The following is a 23,655-nucleotide window of genomic DNA, read 5'->3' as shown; positions in this document are numbered from 1 at the left end:
GTGACCTATGAGCAACACAGAAAGCATTATCGTTGGCCAGACAAAAACGTCCTCCTGGCGTAAGTCTGATACCACCTGGACGCTTGGCCTGTTTGGTACCGCCATTGGCGCAGGCGTGCTGTTCTTCCCCATTCGCGCTGGCTTTGGTGGATTGATCCCTATCCTGCTGATGCTGGTTCTCGCGTTCCCGATTGCGTTTTACTGCCACCGCGCGCTGGCGCGTTTGTGCCTCTCCGGCAGCAACGTCTCGGGCAACATCACCGAAACGGTGGAAGAGCACTTTGGAAAAACCGGCGGGGTGGTGATCACCTTCCTCTACTTCTTCGCTATTTGCCCGCTGCTGTGGATTTACGGCGTCACCATTACCAACACCTTTATGACCTTCTGGGAAAACCAGCTCCAGCTACCTGCGCTGAACCGCGGCGTGGTGGCGCTGTTCCTGCTGCTGCTGATGGCCTTTGTTATCTGGTTTGGTAAAGACCTGATGGTGAAGGTCATGAGCTTCCTGGTGTTCCCGTTTATCGCCAGCCTGGTGCTGATTTCCCTGTCGCTGATCCCTTACTGGAACTCGGCGGTGATTGACCAGGTCAACCTGAGCGATATCGCCTTCACCGGTCATGACGGCATTCTGGTCACGGTGTGGCTGGGTATCTCCATCATGGTCTTCTCCTTCAACTTCTCGCCTATCGTCTCCTCGTTTGTGGTCTCCAAGCGCGAAGAGTACGAGCCGGAGTTCGGGAAAGCGTTCACCGAGCAGAAATGTTCCAAAATCATCGGTCGCGCCAGCCTGCTGATGGTGGCCGTGGTGATGTTCTTCGCCTTTAGCTGCCTGTTTACGCTCTCTCCGCAGAACATGGCGGACGCTAAGGCGCAGAACATTCCGGTGCTCTCTTACCTGGCGAACCACTTTGCGTCAATGTCTGGCACCAAATCGACGTTCGCGACGGTACTGGAATACGGTGCCTCCATCATCGCGCTGGTCGCTATCTTCAAATCCTTCTTCGGTCATTACCTGGGCACGCTGGAAGGGCTGAACGGCCTGATCCTCAAGTTCGGCTACAAGGGCGATAAGAAGAAAGTCTCCGTTGGCAAGCTGAACACCATCAGCATGGTGTTCATCATGGGCTCCACCTGGGTTGTGGCCTACGCCAACCCGAACATTCTGGACCTTATTGAAGCCATGGGCGCACCAATCATCGCCTCTCTGCTGTGCCTGCTGCCGATGTATGCCATCCGCAAAGCACCGGCGCTGGCGAAGTACAAAGGGCGTACCGAGAACATTTTCGTTACCGCGGTCGGGCTGCTGACCATTCTGAATATCGTTTACAAACTGTTCTAACCCATTGCTCAGGAAGAGCGGAGTCACATGATGATTGAGTTTCCGGTTGTACTGGTTATTAACTGCGGATCGTCCTCTGTTAAGTTTTCGGTGCTCGACGCCAGCAGCTACGATGCCCTGATGACGGGCATTGCAGATGGGATCAACACCGAGAAGGCCTTTATTTCCGTGAACGGGGGTGAGCCGGCCAGACTGGCTCACCAGGACTACGAAGGGGCGCTGGCTGCCATCGCCCTGGAGCTGGAGAAGCGTAACCTGATGAGCAGCGTGGCCTTAATTGGCCACCGCATTGCGCACGGGGGAAATCTCTTCAGCGAGTCGACCCTGATCACGGAAGAGGCGATCGCGCAGATCCGACAGGTTTCCCCGCTGGCGCCACTGCATAACTACGCCAACCTGAGCGGCGTGGAAGCCGCAGAGCGTCTGTTCCCGGGCGTGCAGCAGGTGGCGGTATTTGATACCAGCTTCCACCAGACGCTGCCGCCGCAGGCGTATCTGTACGGATTGCCGTACCGCTATTTTGAAGAGCTGGGCGTGCGCCGCTACGGCTTCCACGGCACCTCTCACCGCTACGTGGCCGCGCAGGCGCATACGCTTCTCGGGCTGTCCCCCGATGACAGCGGCCTGGTGATTGCCCATCTCGGCAACGGAGCCTCCATCTGCGCGGTGCGCAACGGCGAAAGCGTCGACACCTCGATGGGGATGACGCCGCTGGAAGGGCTGGTAATGGGGACGCGCTGCGGCGACGTGGACTTCGGCGCGATGGCGTGGATTGCCCAGCAGACCGGCCAGTCGTTCGAGGATCTGGAGCGCGTGGTCAATAAAGAGTCCGGGCTGCTGGGGATCTCCGGCATCTCCTCCGATTTACGCGCGCTGGAGAAAGCCTGGCACGAAGGCAACGAGCGTGCGCAGCTGGCTATCCATACCTTCGTTCACCGCATTGCGCGGCATATCGCCGGGCACGCGGCGTCGCTGCACCGCCTGGATGGGGTGGTCTTTACCGGCGGCATTGGCGAAAATTCGAAGCTTGTCCGCGCGCTGGTGGCGGAACATCTGAAAGTCTTCGGCATCATCCTCGACGACGCCAAAAATGCCCTGCCGGGGAGCGCGGGAGAGCGCGTGATCTCCACCGAATCGTCCCGCGTGGCCTGCGCGGTTATCCCTACCAACGAAGAAAAAATGATCGCGCTGGACGCCCTCCGTCTTGGAAAGGTTACCCCGGCCGCGGCTTACGCCTGATAAAGCGAGAAACACATGAAAGTAACAATCGATACGGGCGTCGCGCCCTACAGCGACGCATGGGCCGGGTTTCGCGGTGAAGAATGGAAAAACGCCGTCAACGTCCGCGATTTTATTCAGCATAACTACACCCCTTATGAAGGTGATGAAGCTTTCCTCGCGCAGGCGACGCCAGCAACGACGGCGCTGTGGCAGAAGGTAATGGTCGGCATTCGCCAGGAGAATGCCACCCACGCCCCGGTGGATTTTGACACCAACATTGCCACCACCATTACGGCCCACGGGCCGGGCTATATCGACCAGGATCTGGAGACGATCGTCGGCCTGCAAACCGATAAGCCGCTCAAGCGCGCGCTGCATCCTTATGGCGGGATCAACATGATCCGCAGCTCGTTCGAAGCCTATGGCCGGGAGATGGATCCGCAGTTCGAATACCTGTTTACCGACCTGCGCAAAACCCACAACCAGGGCGTGTTTGACGTCTACTCCCCGGAGATGATGCGCTGCCGTAAATCCGGCGTGCTGACCGGTCTGCCGGACGGCTACGGGCGCGGACGCATCATCGGCGATTATCGCCGCGTGGCGCTGTACGGGATCGCTTATCTGGTGCGCGAGCGCGAACTTCAGTTTGCCGATCTGCAGGGCAGGCTGGAGCGCGGTGAAGATCTGGAGGCGACGATCCGCCTGCGTGAAGAGCTGGCGGAGCACAGGCGCGCGCTGCTGCAGATCCAGCAGATGGCGGCGAACTATGGCTTTGATATTTCACGTCCGGCGATGAACGCCCAGGAAGCGGTGCAGTGGGTCTATTTTGCCTACCTTGCAGCGGTGAAATCCCAGAACGGTGGGGCGATGTCGCTGGGGCGCACGGCCTCGTTCCTCGATATCTACATTGAACGCGACATGCAGGCGGGGCGCCTGAATGAAGTCCAGGCGCAGGAGCTGATCGACCACTTCATCATGAAGATCCGCATGGTGCGCTTCCTGCGCACGCCGGAGTTCGACACGCTCTTCTCCGGCGATCCGATCTGGGCGACGGAAGTGATCGGCGGCATGGGGCTGGACGGGCGCACGCTGGTGACCAAAAACAGCTTCCGCTATCTGCATACCCTGCACACCATGGGGCCTGCGCCGGAGCCGAACCTGACGATCCTCTGGTCTGAACAACTGCCGATCGCGTTCAAGAAATACGCCGCGCAGGTGTCGATCGTCACCTCTTCGCTGCAGTATGAGAACGACGATCTGATGCGTGCGGACTTCAACAGCGACGACTACGCCATTGCCTGCTGCGTCAGCCCGATGGTGATCGGCAAGCAGATGCAGTTCTTTGGCGCGCGCGCCAACCTCGCCAAAACGCTGCTGTACGCGATCAACGGCGGGGTGGACGAGAAGCTGAAGATCCAGGTCGGCCCGAAAACCGAGCCGCTGCTGGATGACGTGCTGGATTACGATACCGTGATGGCGAGCCTCGATCACTTTATGGACTGGCTGGCGGTGCAGTACATCAGCGCCCTGAACCTCATTCACTACATGCATGATAAGTACAGTTACGAAGCCTCGCTGATGGCGCTGCATGACCGCGACGTCTATCGCACCATGGCCTGCGGCATTGCCGGGCTGTCCGTGGCGGCGGATTCCCTGTCGGCCATTAAATACGCCACGGTGAAGCCAGTGCGCGACCACACCGGTCTGGCGGTCGATTTTGTGATTGAAGGGGACTATCCGCAGTACGGCAACAACGACGACCGCGTGGACAGCATCGCCTGCGACCTGGTGGAGCGCTTTATGAAGAAAATTCAGGCGCTGCCAACCTACCGCAACGCGGTGCCAACCCAGTCGATCCTGACCATCACCTCCAACGTGGTATACGGCCAGAAGACCGGGAACACGCCGGACGGACGCCGCGGCGGCACGCCGTTTGCGCCAGGCGCGAATCCGATGCACGGCCGCGACAGAAAAGGGGCCGTGGCCTCGCTAACGTCGGTGGCCAAGCTGCCGTTCACCTATGCGAAAGACGGGATCTCCTACACCTTCTCCATCGTGCCGCAGGCGCTGGGCAAGGACGAGCTGGTGCGCAAAACCAACCTGGTGGGGCTGCTGGACGGGTACTTCCATCACGAAGCGTCCATTGAGGGCGGGCAGCATCTGAACGTCAACGTCATGAATCGGGAAATGCTCCTCGATGCCATCGCGCATCCCGAGAATTACCCGAACCTGACGATCCGCGTTTCAGGCTATGCGGTGCGTTTTAACGCCCTGACGCGCGAGCAGCAGCAGGATGTGATTTCGAGGACGTTTACGCAATCTATCTGATGACATCCAGGTCTCATGCCCCCTCAACCCTGGGGGCATTTTTTTGCCCGCTAAACATACAAAATTGTTTATATAATTATTCACACATATTCATCCGCTCTTGAAAAACAATACGCCTGCTTTTCCCTATCACAGCATGTAAGGACAGTAAGATGATGAAAATGACCCGTATTGCGCTGGTCGCCGCCTCGCTGGCAGCGTGCAGTTTTACGGCACAGGCCGCGAACGTTGAGGCTGCCCCGTCTCCCTCGCAGGATCCGCTGGTACAGCACCTGAAGCTCAGCAATGAGCAGGTTAAGAAGATTGAAGATCTGCATAAGCAGCTGGAACAAAATGTCAGTAAGATCCCGATGACGGGCGTGAAGGACGGCGCGCTGATCGACATGTTCCAGGCGGGTAAATGGGACGAAAGCACGGTGAAAAGCCAGCTTGCTGCCTTTAGCAAAATTGAAGAGCAGACCCGCTATTACCGCGTGAAATATTACTTCGACGTCAGCCAGGTGTTGACGCCGGAACAGCGTAAGCAGATTAGAACCGATATGGCTAACGCGCTGGCAGAGTGATTTCGTACGTCGTGAACAGCGCCGGATGATTCTGCCGTGGATCGATCGGTTCCCTCTCCCACTGGGAGAGGGTTAGGGTGTGAGTATTTTTTAAACCGGCAAATCAATCAGCAGCGCGCGCAGCGGCGTATCCGCCACCAGGGTGATGTTCGCTTCATCACGAATAAACGCCCCGTCGCCGCAGGTGAGCGCTTCTTTCTCTTCCGTGTGCGTCACCGCATGTACCGTACCGTGAATAGACTGTAAATAGGCGCGCGGACCATGAAGCTGGAAGCTCGCCTGTTCACCTTTCTTCAGTTCGATATGGTGCAGCCACACCTGCTGGCGCAGCTGCAGGCTACCTTTACTGCCGTCCGGCGATGCAATCAGCTGCTGCTTATCGCCCGTTAAATCTAACTTCTGCACCAGCGGATTTTCACGCTCGGGGCAGGCGTCCAGCCACAGCTGCATACGGGTCAGCGTTTTATCTTTGCTGAGGTTATGCTCGCTGTAGCTGATGCCCGGCTGCGTGGAAATTAACAACGCTTCGCCAGCCTTTGCCTGGACATGATTGCCCTCGCTATCGCGGTATTCTGCCTCGCCTTCCAGGATCAGGTTCAGGATATCGACTTTCGGGTACGTACGCGGCTGGAAGGAGGCGCCCGGGGCGAGCACTTCCTGATTCAACACGCGCAGTGAAGCGTAACCGAGGAGTTTAGGGTCAAAGTAGTGTCCAAAGGAAAAGGTGTAGCGGGCCTGCAGCCAACCGAAATCGGCTTGTCCGCACTGTTTAGCTGTTCTTGTCGTAATCATAAACTTGACCTCTCTTTACACTAAAACAATGGTAAAGGTATGGACGCTGCATTGTTAGCCAGATATTCTGCCCGGTATGTTCAAATTTCCTGAATGAGAACGAGATGGCTAAAGAGAGAGCATTGACGCTTGAGGCGCTTCGCGTTATGGACGCGATTGACCGGCGCGGCAGTTTTGCGGCGGCGGCAGATGAGCTGGGGCGCGTTCCGTCTGCGCTAAGCTACACCATGCAGAAGCTGGAGGAAGAGCTGGACGTGGTGCTGTTTGACCGCTCCGGTCATCGAACAAAATTCACCAACGTGGGACGAATGCTGCTGGAGCGCGGCCGCGTGCTGCTGGAAGCGGCGGACAAGCTCACGACAGACGCCGAAGCGCTGGCGCGCGGCTGGGAAACCCATCTGACGTTAGTTACCGAAGCGCTGGTGCCGACTGAAGCGCTGTTTCCGTTGGTGGACCGCCTGGCGGCGAAGGCCAATACGCAGCTATCAATCATCACCGAGGTGCTGGCAGGCGCGTGGGAACGTCTGGAAACGGGCAGGGCGGATATTGTGATTGCGCCGGACATGCACTTCCGTTCCTCATCGGAAATCAACTCGCGCAAGCTCTACAGCGTGATGAACGTCTATGTTGCCGCACCCAATCACCCGATTCACCAGGAGCCGGAGCCGCTCTCTGAAGTGACGCGCGTGAAGTATCGCGGCGTGGCGGTAGCGGACACCGCGCGCGAGCGTCCGGTGCTGACGGTGCAGCTGCTGGATAAGCAGCCTCGTCTGACGGTCACCTCACTGGAAGACAAACGTCAGGCGCTGCTGGCCGGTCTGGGCGTGGCGACGATGCCGTACCCGTTTGTCGAACAGGATATTGCTGAAGGGCGGCTGCGCGTAGTCAGCCCAGAATATAGCCACGAGGTGGATATCATTATGGCGTGGCGCCGTGACAGCATGGGCGAAGCCAAATCATGGTGTTTACGCGAAATTCCGAAGCTTTTCACGCAATACAATAAATAAAATCGTAATTGGTAGACCCGGTAAGCGTAAGCGCCACCGGGCTTTTTTTATGCGCCGATCTTAGGATCCGGACCAAAGCGGTTTTCGCCCGGCGTCCCGCTCTGGCAGTTGAAGATCAAAATCACGATCCAGCCAACAAGCGGGATCAGCAGCAGCAGTAGCCACCACGCTGAACGATCGGTGTCGTGCAGTCGACGGAACAGCACCGCCCAAGATGGCAGCAAGACTAACAGGCCGTAAATGGTGGTCAGCACGCCTTCACCGCCAGCCCGCTCCCAGCCAAGAATTTTATCCACAATACCCAGCACCATAATGAGAATGAAGTTCACCAGAACGAACATCCAGTACTCTTTGCGGCGGGCACGGCCACCAAATCCAATGTAGTTACGCAGTACTTTTAAATACCAGTCCATTTTCCTTGCCTCATTAGTCAGTCAATCACTTGTTTTCTAAGCGATCGAGGTAAGGATAGATGGAGATTGTGAATTAAAAAAGGGCATCTGGTGATGCCCTTCGTATTTATCCAAATCGGACGTCGCGCCCGTGAGGTTCATCCAGATCCTGCCACGGCCCAATGGAGATAATGCCCGTCGGGTTGATGGTTTTATGGCTGCGGAAATAGTGGGTGCGGATATGGTCGAAGTCGACCGTGTCGGCAATACCCGGCATCTGGTAGATGTCGCGCAGGAAACCATGCAGGTTCAGGTAATCGCTGATGCGGTGCTTGTCGCACTTAAAGTGGGTGACATAGACCGGATCGAAGCGCACCAGCGTGGTCCACAGGCGAATGTCCGCTTCCGTCAGGCGATCGCCCGTCAGGTAGCGATGCTGGCCCAGGATCTGCTCGAGACGCTCAAGCGATTCAAACACCTTTCCGACCGCTTCGTTATACGCTTCCTGGCTGGTGGCGAAACCGGCCTTGTAGACACCGTTGTTGACGTTGTCGTAAATCCAGCTGTTCAGCTCGTCAATTTTCTCACGCAGCTCAGCCGGATAGTAATCTCCGGCACGGGCGCCGTGCGCGTCAAACGCGGTATTGAACATGCGGATGATTTCCGCAGACTCATTGCTGACAATCGTCTGGTTTTTCTTGTCCCACAGGACCGGCACGGTAACGCGCCCGGTGTAGTGAGGATCGGCGCGCAGATAGAGCTGGTAAAGGAAATCGTGGTGGTAAAGATCGTCGCCGGTCGCCGCGGGGAAATCACTGTCAAACGTCCAGCCGTTTTCCAGCATCAGCGGGTTCACGACCGAAACCGGAATTAAGGATTCGAGACCTTTAAGCTTGCGCACAATCAGCGTGCGGTGTGCCCACGGGCAGGCAAGCGAAACATAAAGATGATAACGGTCTTTCTCAGCCGCGAAGCCGCCTTCGCCGCTCGGGCCTGGCGCACCGTCGGCGGTCAGCCAGCTACGGAAGGCCGAAACTGAGCGCTTGAAGCGACCTCCGGTGGATTTGGTGTCATACCAGACATCCTGCCATACGCCGTCTACGAGTTGTCCCATTTTTTCTCCTCCGTCAGATAGCAAAAGCGAGGAGATGTCTCCTCGCTTTGTGTTCATTCAGTATAGCGTGCTTACCACTTCTTATTCAGAACGCGGTCAATGCTGTATGCGCCCGGGCCAGTGACGGCCAGCAGCAGGAAGCCACCCGCGATGGTCAGGTTTTTCATGAACATCAGAGAGTTCACGCCTTCCGCAAAGTTGCTGTGGAAGATGAACGCTGTCAGCACGGTGAAGCCTGCGGTAAACAGCGCGGTGGTACGGGTCAGGAAGCCGAACAGTACCGCCAGGCCGCCGCCGAACTCAAGAAGAATGGTCAGTGGCAGCAGGAACCCCGGAACGCCCATGGCTTCCATATACTGCTGGGTACCCGCATAACCGGTGATTTTTCCCCAACCTGCCACGATGAACAGAATTGGCATCAGAATACGCGCGACCAGTACACCAACATCTTCTAATTTTTTCATTTTACTCTCCAGGAAACCACATGAGCGGCTGAACATTATTTGTCTGCAATTCCGGGTAGATACCGCGGCGTTGCTGTCGATGGAGAGGATAATAAACGGGGCGGGTGGTAATTGTTAGCAAGGAAAACTGTCAATCTTCTTCAAAGATATTGAGTAAGGGGCGTGCGCGCTGGTGCCCTTATCCCAACCCTCTCCCACAGGGAGAGGGCGCAAAAACAAAAAACGGTAACCTGAGTTACCGTTTTGCTTTTATTACCGCAGCTGCTGCTGCCGCAACGTGGTTTTCACCAGACGCCAGGCGCTCCAGGCGCCGAATCCACGACGTGCCCAGCGGATGAGCATGTTCGGATGACGAACCGTCCAGATCGCCATCACGCTGCTGCCGACCAGCGCCCATGAGCGCAGGCTCAGGAAGGTGTTCCAGCCGCGGTCAAACCGTCGCGTCGCGTCAATCCAGTCGCGGCGGCTGGCAGACAGATCCAGCCTTTGCTGCTGGATCTGGCTTAACAGGTACGCTTTTCGCTTCTGACGTTCCGCTTTATCGCTCACGGCTTGTCATCCTCCAGCAGAGCGCGATCGTTTGCCAGCTCCTGACGCGTATGGCGCAGGAAAGTGGATTTGCGCGCTTTACGCAGCGTCCAGATACCGCCTATCAACGCGGCGACCAGTAGAACGACGGTGGTGGCAATCATCGCGTTAAGACGATACTGCGGATCGATGGCCCAGATGATTAACACCATCAGGCTCATCAGACCAAACGCGGCGAAGAGCATGGTCAGTCCGAGCATCAGCAGCATCTGGAAGAGGTTCGCTTTCTCCTCTTCCAGTTCGACCACTGCCAGCCGGACGCGCGTTTCGGCAATCCCGACCAGCGTCGTTAAAATACGCTGGCCGATGCCGAGGACGTTGTTAGCAGGCCCTTGTGCGTGACGAGGATCTTCCATATCAACGACGCGTCAGAAGGACACCCAGTACCACACCCACTGCGGCACCAATCCCTACACCCGTCCATGGATTATCACGCACATATTCGTCCGCGCGGGCAGCCGCTTCGCGGGTCTGTTTCGCCAGCGCATCACCGGTTTCACCCAGGCGATAGCGGCTCTCTTTCAGCGCCTGCTCCGCCTTGCTGCGCAGCTTGCTGACCTCTTCTTTTGACTTGTCAGCAGAGGAGTTCAGCACCTCTTCAAGGGTATCGGCCAGGGATTTCAGTTCAGCGCGCAGATGTTCAGACGTCGTATCTTTTGACATGATTCTCTCTCCTGTTGAGATTTCCGTTAACTCAATAATCGCGAGCTTCCAGCGCTTTCAGGTCATCCTGCGCTTCTTTCAACTTCTTCTCGCGCTTGGCAATTTTTTCCGCATCTCCTTTCTCTTTCGCTTCCTGCAGGTCGCGACGGCGCTCGGCTATCTCGTCCTTCTGTTCAGCGATTTTCTTCTGGTGGTCGGCACGAAGCTTGCTGTCTGAACAGTTCGCTTTCACTTCGCTCAGCGCTTTTTTAAGACCATCAACACGGTGCTGATTGTTATGCTTTTCGGCATAACCGATCTCACGCTGAATATCCTGTTCTTTCTCCTGACAGAGAGAGTTTGCGAAGGATGCTGTGCTTAAAGAAAAAAGGGCCAGAGCCAGAGTCATGCGGAATTTCATTATCGAAACCTTCCATTGTGTTGCGGCGTTTGCCGCTATCCAAAGTTATGCGGAGTACATTGAGGGGTGCTCCGCGTACTTAAGCATAGTAAGTAAACGGGGGATTCACCAAAGTGAGTGAAAAGATTCGGAATCCTGGAAGTTATCCAAACCGATGCGACGTATCGCGAATCAATGACAGCCAGGCTGCAGGCTGGCTGTCATCTTCCTGCTGGGCAATGATATACCCGTGCGGCAGCGTACGGTCGAGAACCACTTTCGCGGCGGCACTTTGCGCACGGGAATCAAACTTGATCAGTAAAACGTCGTCCTGCGGGGTAATGCTCTTAAAGCGGATCCCGTTCGCGTCCAGATGATGCCAGACAGAAAAACCGTCAGGCACGCTGGCGCCCTGGTTTACCGGGCGGATGGCCAGCGTCGATTCCTGATGGGAAAGCGCGCTCCATGCCAGCAGCATGGCGCTGAGGACGATCAGCGTAATCACGGCAACGGCAAAACGGCGCAGGGCGAGCGGTGAGATAACCATCGTTAGCCTCTGGCTCCGTATTTCTTCTTCCATAGGACAACCAGTGAGCCAATCAGGCCGAAGACCAGCAGAACCACAGGAAGCAGCATCAGGCAGGACATCAGCTGGTCTTCATATTTCATAAAGACCGGCGTTTTACCCAACGCATAGCCGAGCGTCGTCAAAATAAGCACCCATAGCAGGCCGCTCATCCAGTTAAAGAACTGGAAGCGCGCGCTGCTCAACCCCGACAGACCGGCAATGGTCGGCAGCAGGGTGCGAACAAAGGCGATAAAGCGGCCAATCAGCAGCGCGGAAAGCCCGTGCTTGTGGAACAGGTGGTGCGCCCGTTGGTGATAATGCGCGGGAAGATGAGAGAGCCAGTTCTGGACGATACGGGTATTGCCCAGCCATCGTCCCTGGATATAGCTCACCCAGCAGCCGAGACTGGCCGCCACGGTCAGTAATAAAATGGTGTGTGGAAACGCCATCGCCCCTTTGGCACACAGCACGCCGACAAGCACCAGCAAACTGTCACCGGGCAGGAAGGCAGCAGGCAGCAAACCGTTCTCTAGGAACAGGATCATAAACAAGACGAAATAGAGCATGCCAATCATGGAAGGGTTGGCCAGCGTTTCAAAATCCTGCGCCCAGAGGGCATGCAGCAGTTGGGTCAAAAGTTCCATTCAGTGTTCCTGGAAATCGGTTAACGTCACGCCTGTTATCCGGGACAAACAGCACGGCGACGTTGTTGTGATTTCATTATGGTCGCTCGCGGACACATTGCGGTGTGGCCAACACTGTTCCCTGTTAATTGGCTGGTTAGCAAGCACTAACTTACAAAATAAGGAATTGAATCCAATTGTAACAAAGCCCAACGTTCTGCGTCACAGAATTTGCAGGGGTGAGTTGATTTTGGCGTAAGCCCAGGAAGTGAGCGAGGGGATTTACAAAGGCTGACACTATATATGTTTTGCTTACCCATATAAGCCGGAAGGCGCAACGTAGCGCCTGCCAGCAGAAAGGTCATCTATTTTGCGGCACTGGAAGCCGTATCGAGATGAACAACCGGATTATCGGCAAAAAGATAGCGGTCAGCGTTAAATTCGAAGTCATCGCTGGTTTCGTTGAACAGCATCTGCTTGGTGTTTTCCAGGTGCTGCCACATCGCCAGCTTAGCGGCATGCGGATCTTTACGAATCAGCGCCTTAAGGATTTGGTCGTGATCGTCGCACCAGTTGTCGACGGTACGGGAATCGATATGGTCGTGTAGTTTTTTCCAGTACGGGTTGTGAACGCGCTGAGTCCACATTTTTTCTACGATAGCCGCCAGCGCCGTATTTTGGGTTGCCAGGGCGACCTGAACGTGGAACTGCAGATCCCACTCTGAATCGCGGAAACATTTTTCCTTACGGGCATTCTCCTGGATTTCCATCAGCTTCATGATGTCCTGCTTGGTCACCTGCGTCGCCGCAAACTCAGCAATATTGCTTTCGATCAGCTGGCGAGCCTGGAGCAGCTCAAACGGGCCATAGCTGGCGAATTCCAGACTTTCGTCCGCGACGGGAGAGTGTTTAGGCAGATTAGAAATCACGTGAATGCCGGAACCTTTGCGTACCTCAACGTAGCCTTCCACTTCCAGCATGATAATCGCTTCACGCACCACGGTGCGGCTGACGCTTTTTTCATCCGCGATGAAGCGCTCGGCGGGAAGTTTATCACCGACAAGATAGACCCCTTGCTCGATGCGATCTTTCAGCTCCGCAGCAAGTTGTTGATATAAACGACGTGGTTCGGTGATTTCCATATGCGCTCCAGGCAGGGTACGGCAGATGATTTGTTATACCACTTTTGCGTGCCACTCTCCAGATTTTGCCATTAAAAAAGCCGCCCGGAGGCGGCTTAGTTGAAACGTATTTTCGCTAACTCTGCGTAGCCGGTTTGCCGAGCGACTCCTTCGCCAGCTCTTCTGCCGATTTGCTTTTCAGCACCGTCCAGATAACCACTGCACCCATCAGGTCAAAGATCGCCAGCACCGCGAACAGCGGGCTGAAGCCGATGGTATCCGCCAGCGCGCCGACCACCAGTGCAAACATGGTGCTCGCGGTCCAGGCGGCCATGCCGGTCAGGCCGTTGGCGGTTGCCACTTCGTTACGACCAAAGACGTCAGACGAGAGCGTAATCAGCGCGCCGGACAGGGACTGGTGAGCAAAGCCACCGATGCACAGCAGGGCAATGGCGACGTACGGGCTGGTGAACAGGCCGATCATGCCTGGGCCGATCATCAGCAGCGCGCCCATGGTCACCACCATCTTACGAGAAACGATCAGGTTCACGCCAAACCAGCGCTGGAAGAGCGGTGGCAGGTAGCCGCCCACGATACAGCCCAGGTCAGCGAACAGCATTGGCATCCAGGCGAACATCGCGATCTCTTTCAGGTTAAAGCCGTAAACTTTAAACATGAACAGGGGGATCCACGCGTTAAAGGTACCCCAGGCCGGTTCAGCCAGGAAGCGCGGCAGGGCGATACCCCAGAACTGACGGGTGCCCAGGATCTGCCAGACGGTCATTTTTTTGCCGTTGTTGGTCTGATGCTGCGCTTCCTGACCGCCAATGATGTATTCACGTTCTTCTTCGGAGAGTTTTTTCTGATCGCGCGGGTGTTTATAGAAAAACAGCCACGCCATCGCCCAGGCAAAGCTCAGCACGCCTGAGATGATGAACGCCATCTGCCAGCTGTGCATCACGATGGCCCACACCACCAGCGGCGGCGCTATCATCGCCCCAATGGACGAGCCCACGTTGAAGTAGCCGACCGCAATGGAACGCTCTTTCGCCGGGAACCACTCGGAGCTGGCCTTCAGACCCGCCGGGATCATCGCGGCTTCTGCCGCACCGACCGCACCGCGCGCCAGCGCCAGTCCACCCCAGCTGCCTGCCAGCGCGGTTGCACCGCAGAACACCGCCCAGGCGATGGCGAAGAAGGCATAACCGATTTTGGTTCCGAGAATATCCAGCACATAGCCCGCAACAGGCTGCATGATGGTATAAGCCGCGGAATAGGCGGCAATGATGTAGGAGTATTGCTGCGTGGAGATATGCAGCTCTTCCATCAACGTTGGCGCTGCTGCTGCCACCGTGTTACGCGTCAGGTAGCCCAGCACGGTGCCTAACGTCACCAGTGCGATCATATACCAACGTAACCCTTTAATTTTACGCATCTAAAACCTCATCGTTATGTTATTTCCGCGCCAGAGCACGGCAACCTCTCAACCGTTTCCGGGAGCAGTTGTGTAACGGGAGGGGCGTAACCAGGAGCATGTCCCGGAACGGCCCGAACCTTGCCATAAGTAAGCGTGCATAAGTCGGTATCCGTACCGTTAAACCCGATGTCTCTCACACCGGTAATGCATTCCGTCGGCTTATAGTTTGCGACGGCGAAAAGATAACTTGTCATACAGCTTTAAAAGGTGAGTGACATCACAAATGTATGATTCTTTGTGGGGACATTAATCATCGCGCGCAAAGCCAGTACTGGCGGGGTCTGCAGAAGGGTTTACTCCATTGAGGGTAATTTATTTGTTGGCGTTTATTGATCTCACTCACGAAAAAAGCTTCGGTTGGTGGAAATTGGTGTGATAACTTTGCAGCATATGAACATACGCTTTCTGCGCTCCCGTAATGAGGAAGACGATAATGACGCCGTTTATGACCGAAGACTTTCTGTTAGATACCGAATTTGCTCGCCGCCTGTACCACGACTACGCAAAAGACCAGCCGATTTTCGACTACCACTGCCATTTACCGCCGCAGCAGGTTGCCGAAAATTATCGCTTCAAAAACCTGTATGACATCTGGCTGAAGGGTGACCACTACAAATGGCGTGCCATGCGCACCAACGGCGTGGCTGAGCGCCTGTGTACCGGCGATGCGACCGACCGCGAGAAGTTTGACGCCTGGGCGGCAACCGTACCGCACACCATCGGCAACCCGCTCTACCACTGGACCCATCTTGAGCTCCGCCGTCCGTTTGGCATCACCGGCAAGTTGCTTTCCCCAACGACCGCGGATGAAATCTGGGATCGGTGCAACGCGCTGCTGGCGCAGGATAACTTCTCCGCGCGCGGCATCATGAAGCAGATGAACGTGAAGATGGTGGGCACTACCGACGATCCGATCGACTCCCTGGAGCATCATGCCGTTGTCGCGAAAGACACCTCTTTTGATATCAAAGTGCTGCCAAGCTGGCGCCCGGACAAAGCCTTCAACATTGAGCAGGCCACCTTCACCGACTACATGGCGAAGCTGGCGGAAGTGTCCGATACCGACATCCGTCGTTTCACCGATCTGCAAACCGCGCTGACCAAACGTCTGGATCACTTCGCGGCGCACGGCTGCAAAGTGTCTGACCACGCGCTGGACGTAGTGCTGTTTGCGGAATCAAACGAAGCCGAGCTGGACAGCATTCTGGCGCGTCGTCTCTCTGGCGAAGGCTTAAGCGAGCACGAAGTGGCGCAGTTTAAAACGGCGGTGCTGGTATTCCTCGGTGCGGAATACGCGCGTCGCGGCTGGGTACAGCAGTACCACATCGGCGCGCTGCGCAACAACAACCAGCGCCAGTTCAAACTGCTCGGTGCTGACGTGGGCTTCGACTCCATCAACGACCGTCCGCTGGCGGAAGAGTTGTCAAAACTGCTGAGCAAACAGAACGAACAAAACCTGCTGCCAAAAACCATCCTGTACTGCCTGAACCCGCGCGATAACGAAGTGCTGGGTACCATGGTCGGCAACTTCCAGGGCGAAGGAATGCCGGGCAAGATGCAGTTCGGTTCCGGCTGGTGGTTCAACGATCAGAAAGACGGCATGGAGCGTCAGATGACGCAGCTCGCGCAGCTGGGCCTGCTGAGCCGTTTTGTCGGCATGCTGACCGACAGCCGCAGCTTCCTGTCCTATACCCGTCATGAATATTTCCGCCGCATTCTGTGCCAGATGATTGGCCGCTGGGTACACGCGGGCGAAGCGCCAGCGGATATCCAGCTGTTGGGCGAAATGGTGAGAAACATCTGCTTTAACAATGCGCGTGACTACTTCGGCATTGAACTGAACTAAGGCCGTTTGAGGTTGATATGCAATACATCAAAATCCATTCGCTGGATAACGTGGCCGTCGCGCTGACGGATCTCGCTGAAGGCGACGTGGTGACCGTTGATAACCAGAGCGTCACCCTGCGTCAGGCGATCGTTCGTGGACACAAGTTTGCCCTGATCCCCATTGCGAAAGGGGAGAACGTTGTGAAGTACGGTTTGCCCATCGGCCATGCGCTGGCGGATATTGCGCCGGGTGAATACATTCACTCACACAATACCCGCACCAATCTGAGCGATCTGGACGAGTACAGCTATCAACCTGATTTACCCGCAGAAGAGCGTCAGGCGGCGGATCGTGAGGTGCAGATCTACCGTCGCGCCAGCGGCGACGTGGGGATCCGCAACGAGCTGTGGATCCTCCCGACCGTCGGCTGCGTCAACGGGATTGCGCGGCAAATTCAGACGCGTTTCCTGAAAGAGACCAACGATGCCGAAGGCACTGACGGCGTGCATCTGTTCAGCCACACTTACGGCTGCTCGCAGCTCGGCGACGACCACATCAATACCCGCACCATGCTGCAAAACATGGTGCGTCACCCGAACGCGGGCGCGGTGCTGGTGATTGGCCTCGGCTGCGAGAATAACCAGGTGGACGCCTTCCGCGACACGCTGGGCGAGTTCGATCCTGAGCGCGTGCATTTTATGGTGTGCCAGCATCAGGACGACGAAGTGGAAGCGGGCGTTGAACAGCTTCACCAGCTTTATGAGGTGATGCGCCACGACAGGCGCGAGCCGGGCAAGCTGAGCGAGCTGAAGTTTGGGCTGGAGTGCGGCGGGTCTGATGGCCTTTCCGGTATTACTGCCAATCCGATGCTGGGCCGCTTCTCGGATTACGTGATTGCCAACGGCGGCACGACGGTGTTGACCGAAGTGCCGGAAATGTTCGGCGCGGAGCGTATTTTGATGAGCCACTGCCGCGACGAAGAGACCTTTGAGAAGACCGTCACCATGGTGAACGACTTCAAACAGTACTTCATCGCCCACAATCAGCCGATTTACGAGAACCCGTCGCCGGGTAACAAAGCGGGCGGGATCACCACGCTGGAAGAGAAATCCCTCGGCTGCACCCAGAAAGCGGGCGCGAGCCAGGTGGTCGACGTGCTGCGCTACGGCGAGCGCCTGAAAACCCACGGTCTGAACCTGCTGAGCGCACCGGGCAACGATGCGGTCGCCACCAGCGCGCTGGCGGGTGCCGGCTGCCATATGGTGCTGTTCAGTACCGGTCGCGGTACGCCGTACGGCGGTTTTGTGCCGACGGTGAAAATCGCTACCAACAGCGAGCTGGCGGCAAAGAAAAAGCACTGGATCGACTTTGATGCGGGCCAGCTGATTCACGGCAAAGCCATGCCGCAGCTGCTGACGGAGTTCGTGGATACTATCGTGGAATTTGCTAACGGCAAGCAGACCTGTAACGAGAAGAACGACTTCCGCGAGCTGGCGATCTTCAAGAGTGGTGTGACGCTTTAATCGGTGCGGCCTGATGCCCTCACCCTGACCCTCTCCCATGGGGAGAGGGTACAAACACTAAAAACGGCAACCGTTGGTTGCCGTTTTGCATTTACCCTGTAGGCCCGGTAAGGCGTAGCCGCCACCGGGCTTTTGTTGTTAACTGCGCAGGGCATTCTTCGCTAAACGCGCGTCTTCCGCCTGACAGGCCGCTGCGGTAAACAGCACGTCGGTAGAGGAGTTCAGCGCGGTTTCACAGGAGTCCTGCAGCACGCCGATGATAAAGCCGACGGCCACAACCTGCATCGCAATCTCGTTCGGGATGCCGAACATATTACACGCCAGCGGGATCAGCAGCAGCGAACCGCCCGCCACGCCGGATGCGCCACAGGCACACAGCGACGCCACCACGCTCAGCAGCAGCGCGGTTGGCAGATCCACCGGAATGCCCAGCGTATGCACCGCCGCCAGAGTCAGCACGGTAATGGTGATTGCCGCGCCCGCCATGTTCACGGTTGCGCCCAGCGGGATCGACACGGAATAGGTATCGCGGTCCAGGTTCAGCTTCTCCGCCAGCGCCATGTTAACCGGAATGTTCGCCGCAGAGCTGCGGGTGAAGAAGGCATACACGCCGCTCTCGCGCAGGCAGGTCAGCACCAGCGGATACGGATTGCGGCGGATCTGCCAGAACACCAGCAGAGGGTTGATCACCAGCGCCACCAGCAGCATACAGCCGACCAGCACAACCAGCAGCTGCGCGTAGCCCCACAGCGCGTCGAAACCGGTGGTTGCAAGCGTAGAGGAGACCAGCCCGAAAATACCGATTGGCGCAAAGCGAATCACCAGCTTCACCATAAAGGTCACGGCGTTGGACAGATCGTTGACCAGGTTTTTCGTGGTGTCGTTACCATGACGCAGCGCGAAGCCCAGACCAATCGCCCAGACCAGGATGCCAATGTAGTTTCCGCTCATCAGCGCGGTGATGGGGTTAGAAACCATGCTCATCAGCAGTCCGCGCAGCACTTCGACAATGCCGGATGGCGGCGTGATGTCACCGGCCGCGCTGGTCAGGTGCAGCGTGGACGGGAACAGGAAGCTGAACACCACGGCCGTTAAGGCCGCTGAGAAGGTTCCCAGCAGATACAGGAACAAAATAGGGCGAATGTTGGTTTTTTGTCCGTGCTGGTGGTTGGCAATCGACGCCATGACCAGCATCAGAACCAGTACCGGTGCGACGGCCTTCAGCGCGCCAACGAAAAGGGTCCCGAGCAGCCCCGTGGCCTCCGCCGCAGGTTTTGACACCATCGCCAGCAGAATACCCAGCACCAGCCCGACCAGAATTTGTTTAACGAGGCTGCCCTGCGCCAGGCGCGCGAACAGTCCGCTTGATTGTGTGCTCATACGTATTTCCTGAGTGAAATTGCGTTCCATCCCGGATGTGCTCTTAGTCACATTTATGTCCGGATGTAAGTAAATGTTTGCCTGGTCGAGTATAGGGAATGCGCGAAAGGAAGGAAGCGTAAAATGCTGGATTTTACGTGTTGCATCATATTTTTTAACTGCTGCGTTACAAAAGTGTGTTCACCCTCTCCCTGTGGGAGAGGGTCGGGGTGAGGGCATCAGCCCTTTTATTCCACCTGCTGCTTCTTATCGTGCTGGCGGTTAACCCAGGTATTGATAATCAGCGTCACGATCAGGATGCCAAACACCACGCCGAGCGAAATGGCGATCGGGATATGGTAGAAATCGACGATCAGCATCTTGATACCGATAAACACCAGGATCACCGACAGACCGTACTTCAGCATTGAGAAGCGCTCCGCCGCGCCTGCCAGCAGGAAGTACATCGCACGCAGGCCGAGAATGGCGAACAGGTTTGAGGTCAGGACGATGAACGGGTCGGTGGTCACCGCGAAGATCGCCGGAATGCTGTCCACCGCGAAAATCACGTCGCTCAGCTCAACCAGAATCAGCACCAGCAGCAGCGGGGTGGCAAACAGCAGGCCGTTCTTGCGCACGAAGAAGTGCTCGCTCTCGATCTTGTCGGTCATGCGCAGGTGTCCACGGATCCACTTCACCAGCGGGCGATCGCCAATCGCGGAGCCGTCCTCTTTCGCCAGCGCCATTTTGACCCCGGTGAACAGCAGAAACGCGCCGAAGACGTACAGCAGCCATTCGAACTGGGTAATCAGCCAGCTGCCGGCGAAGATCATGATGGTACGCAGGATAATCGCGCCCAGCACGCCGTAGACCAGCACGCGTCGCTGCAGGGCCGCAGGCACGGCGAAATAGCTGAACAGCATCAGCCAGACGAAGACGTTATCCACCGCCAGGGCTTTTTCAATCAGATAGCCGGTGAGGAAGGCGAGTGCCTGAGGATCGGCCACCGCGCGGCCTTCGGTCGAGGCCAGATACCACCAGAAGGCGGCACAGAAAAGCAGGGAGAGGGTGACCCACACCAGCGACCAGGCGGCGGCCTGTTTCATGGTCATGCCGTGCGCGCCGCGACGCCCCTGCAAAAAGAGGTCGATCGCCAGCATGATGAGCACGACAACCGCGAATCCGCCCCACAACATTGGAGTGCCGACAGAATGCATACTATTTTCCTTACACATAAAAAACAAAAACGGCCATGGTCAGAAGACGATAGCCGTTAGCTTTTTATGCATAGACCTCGCCTTCCGGCAAGGTCTCACTTACAACCACGAAGGTTGCCCGGCGACCGGATGCGTGTTTAACGCATCGTAATGACGATCCACCGACGAAGAAGTTACTCCCCTTTGCAGGTAACAAAATATGTCAGACCATTGGTTTCGTCAATGGTCTGCGCCGTTTCATTACACAGCTTTACGCGATAGCTTCCGCGCTCACGCCGTCAGCCGGGAACACCACGCCTGTCTGACGGCGGATCTCCGTCTGCAGCTTCGCCGTGGTGCGGCTCACCGCAAGGCCTGGGTGATTCACTTCGTTGTCTTCCACCAGACGGGCGAAGACCTCTGCCTCATAGAGCATAGTGTTAATATGCTGAGGCTGCGTCAGCTCCTGCGCTTTGCCGCCGCGCGGCACAAAGCTCACCTTCTGGCATTCGGAGATCTTCTCGATAACCAGCGAGCCCGCTTCGCCCTGAATTTCGCTCGGCAGCGCGGAATCGCTCACCTTGGAGTGCTGCAGCGTGACGCTGAAATCACCGTAATCCAGCACCACTACACCGTGCGCATCCACGCCGCTCTCCAGCAGGCTGGCGGTGGCCGTCACGCCATGCGGCTCGCCCCACAGGGCCACGGCAGAGGCCAGGCAGTAGAAACCTATGTCCATAATCGAGCCGTTAGAGAAGGCCGGATTAAAGGTGTTCGGGTTCTCGCCGTCGAGATAGCGCTGGTAGCGCGACGAGTACTGGCAGTAGTTGATAAAGGCTTTACGCACCTTGCCAATTTTCGGCAGGGACTGCTGCAGCAGCAGGAAATTCGGCAGGCTGGCGGTTTTGAAGGCTTCGAACAGCACCACCTGGTTTTCGCGGGCAAGCGCAATGGCCGCTTCCACTTCCTCAATATTTGACGCCAGCGGCTTCTCGCAAATCACATGTTTTTTGTGGCTGAGGAACAGCTTCGTTTGCGGGAAGTGCAGGGAGTTCGGGCTGGCGATATACACCGCGTCAATGGCGTCGCTTTGCGCCATGTCATCAAGCGAGGTGAAGAGATGCTCAACGAGGTAATCGTTGGCAAAACTCTGCGCCTGCTCAAGGCTGCGGGAATAGACTGCGGTAAGTTTCAGTTTGCCGGTTTCGTGGGCGGCGTCGACGAACTGGCGCGTGATCCAGTTCGTTCCAATGACTGCGAAACGTATCATAAACGTTTACGTACTCCGTAGCGGGGAACCTTTAGCCACTGTAGCACGTCATCATGACAATTCGCGTGCGCTATTCCGCATTACCATTTAACGATAAATGCGTAAGCCACAGCCGGGTATCAAACTCCAGCTGGTGGTACTGCGGCTCCATGTGGCAGCACAGGGAATAGAACGCTTTGTCGTGCTCTTTCTCCTTCAGGTGCGCCAGCTCGTGGACGACGATCATCCGCAGAAAGGCTTCCGGCGCGTTACGGAAAACCGTCGCGACGCGGATTTCGGCCTTCGCCTTCAGCTTGCCGCCCTGTACGCGGGAGACGGCGGTGTGCAGGCCGAGCGCGTTTTTCAGCACGTGGATCTTGTTGTCATACATTACCTTGTTGATCGGCGGCGCGCTCCTCAGATACCGGCTTTTCAGATCCTGCGTATACTGCCAGAGGGCCTTATCGGTCGCGAAATCGTGGGTGCCGGGATAGCGTTTTTCCAGCACCGCGCCGAGCTTCTGCTCGGCAATCAGGCTGCGAACCTGAGTCAGTAAATGCTCCGGATAGCCCTGGAGATAAGTAAGTTGGTTCATCAACGCCCCAAATCGACAATAAAACGGGTATACTCACGCACCCTTTTCAGGGATACGCCAAATTTTACCATTCAGGAGGGCCGATGAGCCACTTAGACAACGGTTTCCGTTCACTCAACCTTAAACGTTTCCCGGAAACGGATGACGTTAACCCGCTTCAGGCGTGGGAAGCGGCGGATGAATATCTGCTGCAGCAGTTGGATGAGACTGAAATCCGCGGCCCGGTTTTGATCCTGAATGACGCCTTTGGCGCGCTGGGCTGCGCCCTGGCGGAGCACACGCCTTACAGCATCGGCGATTCCTACCTGAGCGAGCTGGCGACGCGTGAAAACCTGCGCCATAACGACATCGAAGAATCCAGCGTGAAGTTCCTCGACAGCACCGCGGACTACCCGCAGGCGCCGGGCGTGGTGCTGATCAAAGTGCCAAAAACCATGGCGCTGCTGGAGCAACAGCTGCGCGCGCTGCGTAAGGTCGTGACGCCGGAAACGCGCATTATCGCGGGAGCCAAAGCGCGCGATATTCACACCTCGACGCTCGAGCTGTTCGAGAAGGTCCTCGGCCCGACCACCACGACGCTGGCCTGGAAAAAAGCGCGCCTGATCAACTGTACCTTCAGCGCACCGGAGCTGACCGACGCGCCGGAGACCCTGAGCTGGAAGCTGGAAGGGACCGACTGGACCATCCACAACCACGCGAACGTCTTCTCCCGCACCGGGCTGGATATCGGCGCGCGTTTCTTTATGGAACATCTGCCGGAAAATCTGGAAGGTGAGATTGTCGATCTGGGCTGCGGTAACGGCGTGATTGGCCTGACGCTGTTGGCGAAGAACCCGGACGCCAGCGTGGTGTTCAGCGACGAATCGCCGATGGCGGTGGCCTCCAGCCGTCTGAACGTGGAAACCAACATGCCGGAAGCGCTGGACCGCTGCGAGTTTATGATCAACAACGCGCTGTCCGGCGTAGAGCCGTTCCGCTTCAACGCCGTGTTCTGCAACCCGCCGTTCCACCAGAAGCACGCCCTGACGGATAACGTCGCGTGGGAGATGTTCCACCACGCGCGCCGCTGCCTGAAAATCAACGGCGAGCTATACATCGTGGCGAACCGCCACCTGGACTACTTCCACAAGCTGAAGAAGATTTTCGGCAACTGCGTCACCATTGCGACGAACAATAAGTTCGTGGTGCTGAAGGCGGTGAAGCTGGGACGTCGTCGTTAAATAACCAGTGCAAGCTGGGTGCCCTGCGCAATTGCCCGCCGCGCGT

Annotated in this window: 24 protein-coding genes; 8 read left to right on the top strand and 16 right to left on the bottom strand. The window is 56.8% G+C overall.

The annotated features are described in order from the left end of the window. The first annotated feature begins 7 nt into the window (after positions 1–7). The 4 genes from tdcC (at position 8) to DEO48_RS17095 (ending at position 5,451) form a co-directional block, all read left to right on the top strand. Positions 8–1,339 (top strand): threonine/serine transporter TdcC, encoded by a 1,332-nt coding sequence (gene tdcC / locus DEO48_RS17110; RefSeq protein WP_029739656.1) that lies wholly within the window; start codon positions 8–10, stop codon positions 1,337–1,339. A gap of 30 nt (positions 1,340–1,369) precedes the next feature. Then, entirely contained in the window at positions 1,370–2,578 is a 1,209-nt protein-coding gene (gene tdcD / locus DEO48_RS17105; RefSeq protein ID WP_109845831.1) for a propionate kinase, read from the top strand. A gap of 15 nt (positions 2,579–2,593) precedes the next feature. Further along, on the top strand, positions 2,594–4,888 hold the full coding sequence (gene pflB, locus DEO48_RS17100; RefSeq protein ID WP_023309297.1) for a formate C-acetyltransferase: 2,295 nt from the start codon (positions 2,594–2,596) through the stop codon (positions 4,886–4,888). A gap of 152 nt (positions 4,889–5,040) precedes the next feature. Further along, positions 5,041–5,451, top strand: a complete 411-nt coding sequence (locus tag DEO48_RS17095) for a Spy/CpxP family protein refolding chaperone (RefSeq protein ID WP_033146727.1) — start codon at positions 5,041–5,043, stop codon at positions 5,449–5,451. Positions 5,452–5,541: 90 nt separating this feature from the next. Here the strand turns inward: DEO48_RS17095 and DEO48_RS17090 are convergent, their stop codons facing one another. Next, positions 5,542–6,243 carry a pirin family protein gene (locus DEO48_RS17090; RefSeq protein WP_023309295.1) on the bottom strand — a complete coding sequence of 234 codons (702 nt, stop codon included), beginning with the start codon at positions 6,241–6,243 and terminating at the stop codon, positions 5,542–5,544. Between the two features lie 104 nt (positions 6,244–6,347). On the opposite strand from DEO48_RS17090, the gene DEO48_RS17085 reads away from it, so the two are divergent. After that, positions 6,348–7,250 carry a LysR family transcriptional regulator gene (locus DEO48_RS17085; protein ID WP_109845814.1) on the top strand — a complete coding sequence of 301 codons (903 nt, stop codon included), beginning with the start codon at positions 6,348–6,350 and terminating at the stop codon, positions 7,248–7,250. Positions 7,251–7,297: 47 nt separating this feature from the next. Here DEO48_RS17085 and DEO48_RS17080 read toward each other — a convergent pair whose 3' ends face one another. From DEO48_RS17080 to DEO48_RS17030, 11 genes are all read right to left on the bottom strand, one after another. After that, on the bottom strand, positions 7,298–7,663 hold the full coding sequence (locus DEO48_RS17080) for a DUF805 domain-containing protein (RefSeq protein WP_104950042.1): 366 nt from the start codon (positions 7,661–7,663) through the stop codon (positions 7,298–7,300). A 106-nt stretch (positions 7,664–7,769) separates the two neighbouring features. Beyond that, a complete protein-coding gene (locus DEO48_RS17075) occupies positions 7,770–8,756 on the bottom strand; it encodes a glutathione S-transferase family protein (protein WP_109845813.1) in 987 nt (328 codons plus the stop codon). A gap of 71 nt (positions 8,757–8,827) precedes the next feature. Then, the gene (locus DEO48_RS17070) at positions 8,828–9,220 is read right to left on the bottom strand and encodes a DoxX family protein (RefSeq protein ID WP_023309292.1); all 393 of its coding nucleotides are present in this window, start codon (positions 9,218–9,220) and stop codon (positions 8,828–8,830) included. 252 nt (positions 9,221–9,472) lie between these two features. Next, positions 9,473–9,769 carry a YqjK-like family protein gene (locus DEO48_RS17065; RefSeq protein ID WP_109845812.1) on the bottom strand — a complete coding sequence of 99 codons (297 nt, stop codon included), beginning with the start codon at positions 9,767–9,769 and terminating at the stop codon, positions 9,473–9,475. Next, complete coding sequence (locus tag DEO48_RS17060; RefSeq protein WP_014885329.1) at positions 9,766–10,164, bottom strand: phage holin family protein; 399 nt, start codon at positions 10,162–10,164, stop codon at positions 9,766–9,768. The genes DEO48_RS17065 and DEO48_RS17060 overlap by 4 nt, the downstream gene beginning before the upstream one ends. 1 nt (position 10,165) lies before the next feature. Then, complete coding sequence (locus DEO48_RS17055) at positions 10,166–10,471, bottom strand: YqjD family protein (protein WP_008503141.1); 306 nt, start codon at positions 10,469–10,471, stop codon at positions 10,166–10,168. Positions 10,472–10,502: 31 nt separating this feature from the next. After that, on the bottom strand, positions 10,503–10,871 hold the full coding sequence (locus tag DEO48_RS17050) for a DUF1090 domain-containing protein (protein WP_008503142.1): 369 nt from the start codon (positions 10,869–10,871) through the stop codon (positions 10,503–10,505). Between the two features lie 142 nt (positions 10,872–11,013). Further along, complete coding sequence (mzrA, locus tag DEO48_RS17045) at positions 11,014–11,397, bottom strand: EnvZ/OmpR regulon moderator MzrA (protein ID WP_023309290.1); 384 nt, start codon at positions 11,395–11,397, stop codon at positions 11,014–11,016. Positions 11,398–11,399: 2 nt separating this feature from the next. Continuing rightward, positions 11,400–12,062: a DedA family general envelope maintenance protein YqjA gene (gene yqjA / locus DEO48_RS17040; RefSeq protein ID WP_023309289.1), complete on the bottom strand. Its 663-nt coding sequence runs from the start codon at positions 12,060–12,062 to the stop codon at positions 11,400–11,402. 344 nt (positions 12,063–12,406) lie between these two features. Beyond that, the gene (gene exuR / locus DEO48_RS17035) at positions 12,407–13,183 is read right to left on the bottom strand and encodes a transcriptional regulator ExuR (protein WP_023309288.1); all 777 of its coding nucleotides are present in this window, start codon (positions 13,181–13,183) and stop codon (positions 12,407–12,409) included. A gap of 115 nt (positions 13,184–13,298) precedes the next feature. After that, positions 13,299–14,597: an MFS transporter gene (locus DEO48_RS17030; protein WP_109845811.1), complete on the bottom strand. Its 1,299-nt coding sequence runs from the start codon at positions 14,595–14,597 to the stop codon at positions 13,299–13,301. A 475-nt stretch (positions 14,598–15,072) separates the two neighbouring features. Between DEO48_RS17030 and uxaC the strand changes: the two genes are divergently transcribed. Beyond that, positions 15,073–16,485, top strand: coding sequence for a glucuronate isomerase (gene uxaC, locus DEO48_RS17025; RefSeq protein WP_109845810.1), 1,413 nt, complete (start codon positions 15,073–15,075; stop codon positions 16,483–16,485). A 17-nt stretch (positions 16,486–16,502) separates the two neighbouring features. After that, a complete protein-coding gene (locus DEO48_RS17020) occupies positions 16,503–17,990 on the top strand; it encodes a UxaA family hydrolase (RefSeq protein WP_109845809.1) in 1,488 nt (495 codons plus the stop codon). Between the two features lie 138 nt (positions 17,991–18,128). On the opposite strand, the gene sstT is transcribed toward DEO48_RS17020, so the two are convergent. From sstT to DEO48_RS17000, 4 genes are all read right to left on the bottom strand, one after another. Then, on the bottom strand, positions 18,129–19,370 hold the full coding sequence (gene sstT, locus DEO48_RS17015; RefSeq protein ID WP_029739668.1) for a serine/threonine transporter SstT: 1,242 nt from the start codon (positions 19,368–19,370) through the stop codon (positions 18,129–18,131). Between the two features lie 227 nt (positions 19,371–19,597). Next, a complete protein-coding gene (locus DEO48_RS17010) occupies positions 19,598–20,566 on the bottom strand; it encodes a TerC family protein (protein ID WP_023309283.1) in 969 nt (322 codons plus the stop codon). A gap of 250 nt (positions 20,567–20,816) precedes the next feature. Then, the gene (locus DEO48_RS17005) at positions 20,817–21,815 is read right to left on the bottom strand and encodes a Gfo/Idh/MocA family protein (RefSeq protein ID WP_109845808.1); all 999 of its coding nucleotides are present in this window, start codon (positions 21,813–21,815) and stop codon (positions 20,817–20,819) included. 70 nt (positions 21,816–21,885) lie between these two features. Beyond that, positions 21,886–22,389 carry a YgjP-like metallopeptidase domain-containing protein gene (locus tag DEO48_RS17000; protein WP_109845807.1) on the bottom strand — a complete coding sequence of 168 codons (504 nt, stop codon included), beginning with the start codon at positions 22,387–22,389 and terminating at the stop codon, positions 21,886–21,888. 83 nt (positions 22,390–22,472) lie between these two features. On the opposite strand from DEO48_RS17000, the gene rlmG reads away from it, so the two are divergent. Next, positions 22,473–23,609, top strand: a complete 1,137-nt coding sequence (gene rlmG, locus DEO48_RS16995) for a 23S rRNA (guanine(1835)-N(2))-methyltransferase RlmG (protein WP_109845806.1) — start codon at positions 22,473–22,475, stop codon at positions 23,607–23,609. Positions 23,610–23,655 lie beyond the last annotated feature (46 nt).

Origin of the sequence: Enterobacter sp. CGMCC 5087 (assembly GCF_003144775.1) — a bacterium.
Taxonomy (GTDB): Bacteria; Pseudomonadota; Gammaproteobacteria; order Enterobacterales; family Enterobacteriaceae; genus Enterobacter; species Enterobacter cloacae_M.
Note: the sequence above shows the minus strand (reverse complement) of the source record. Positions and strands in the feature narration are given on the sequence as shown.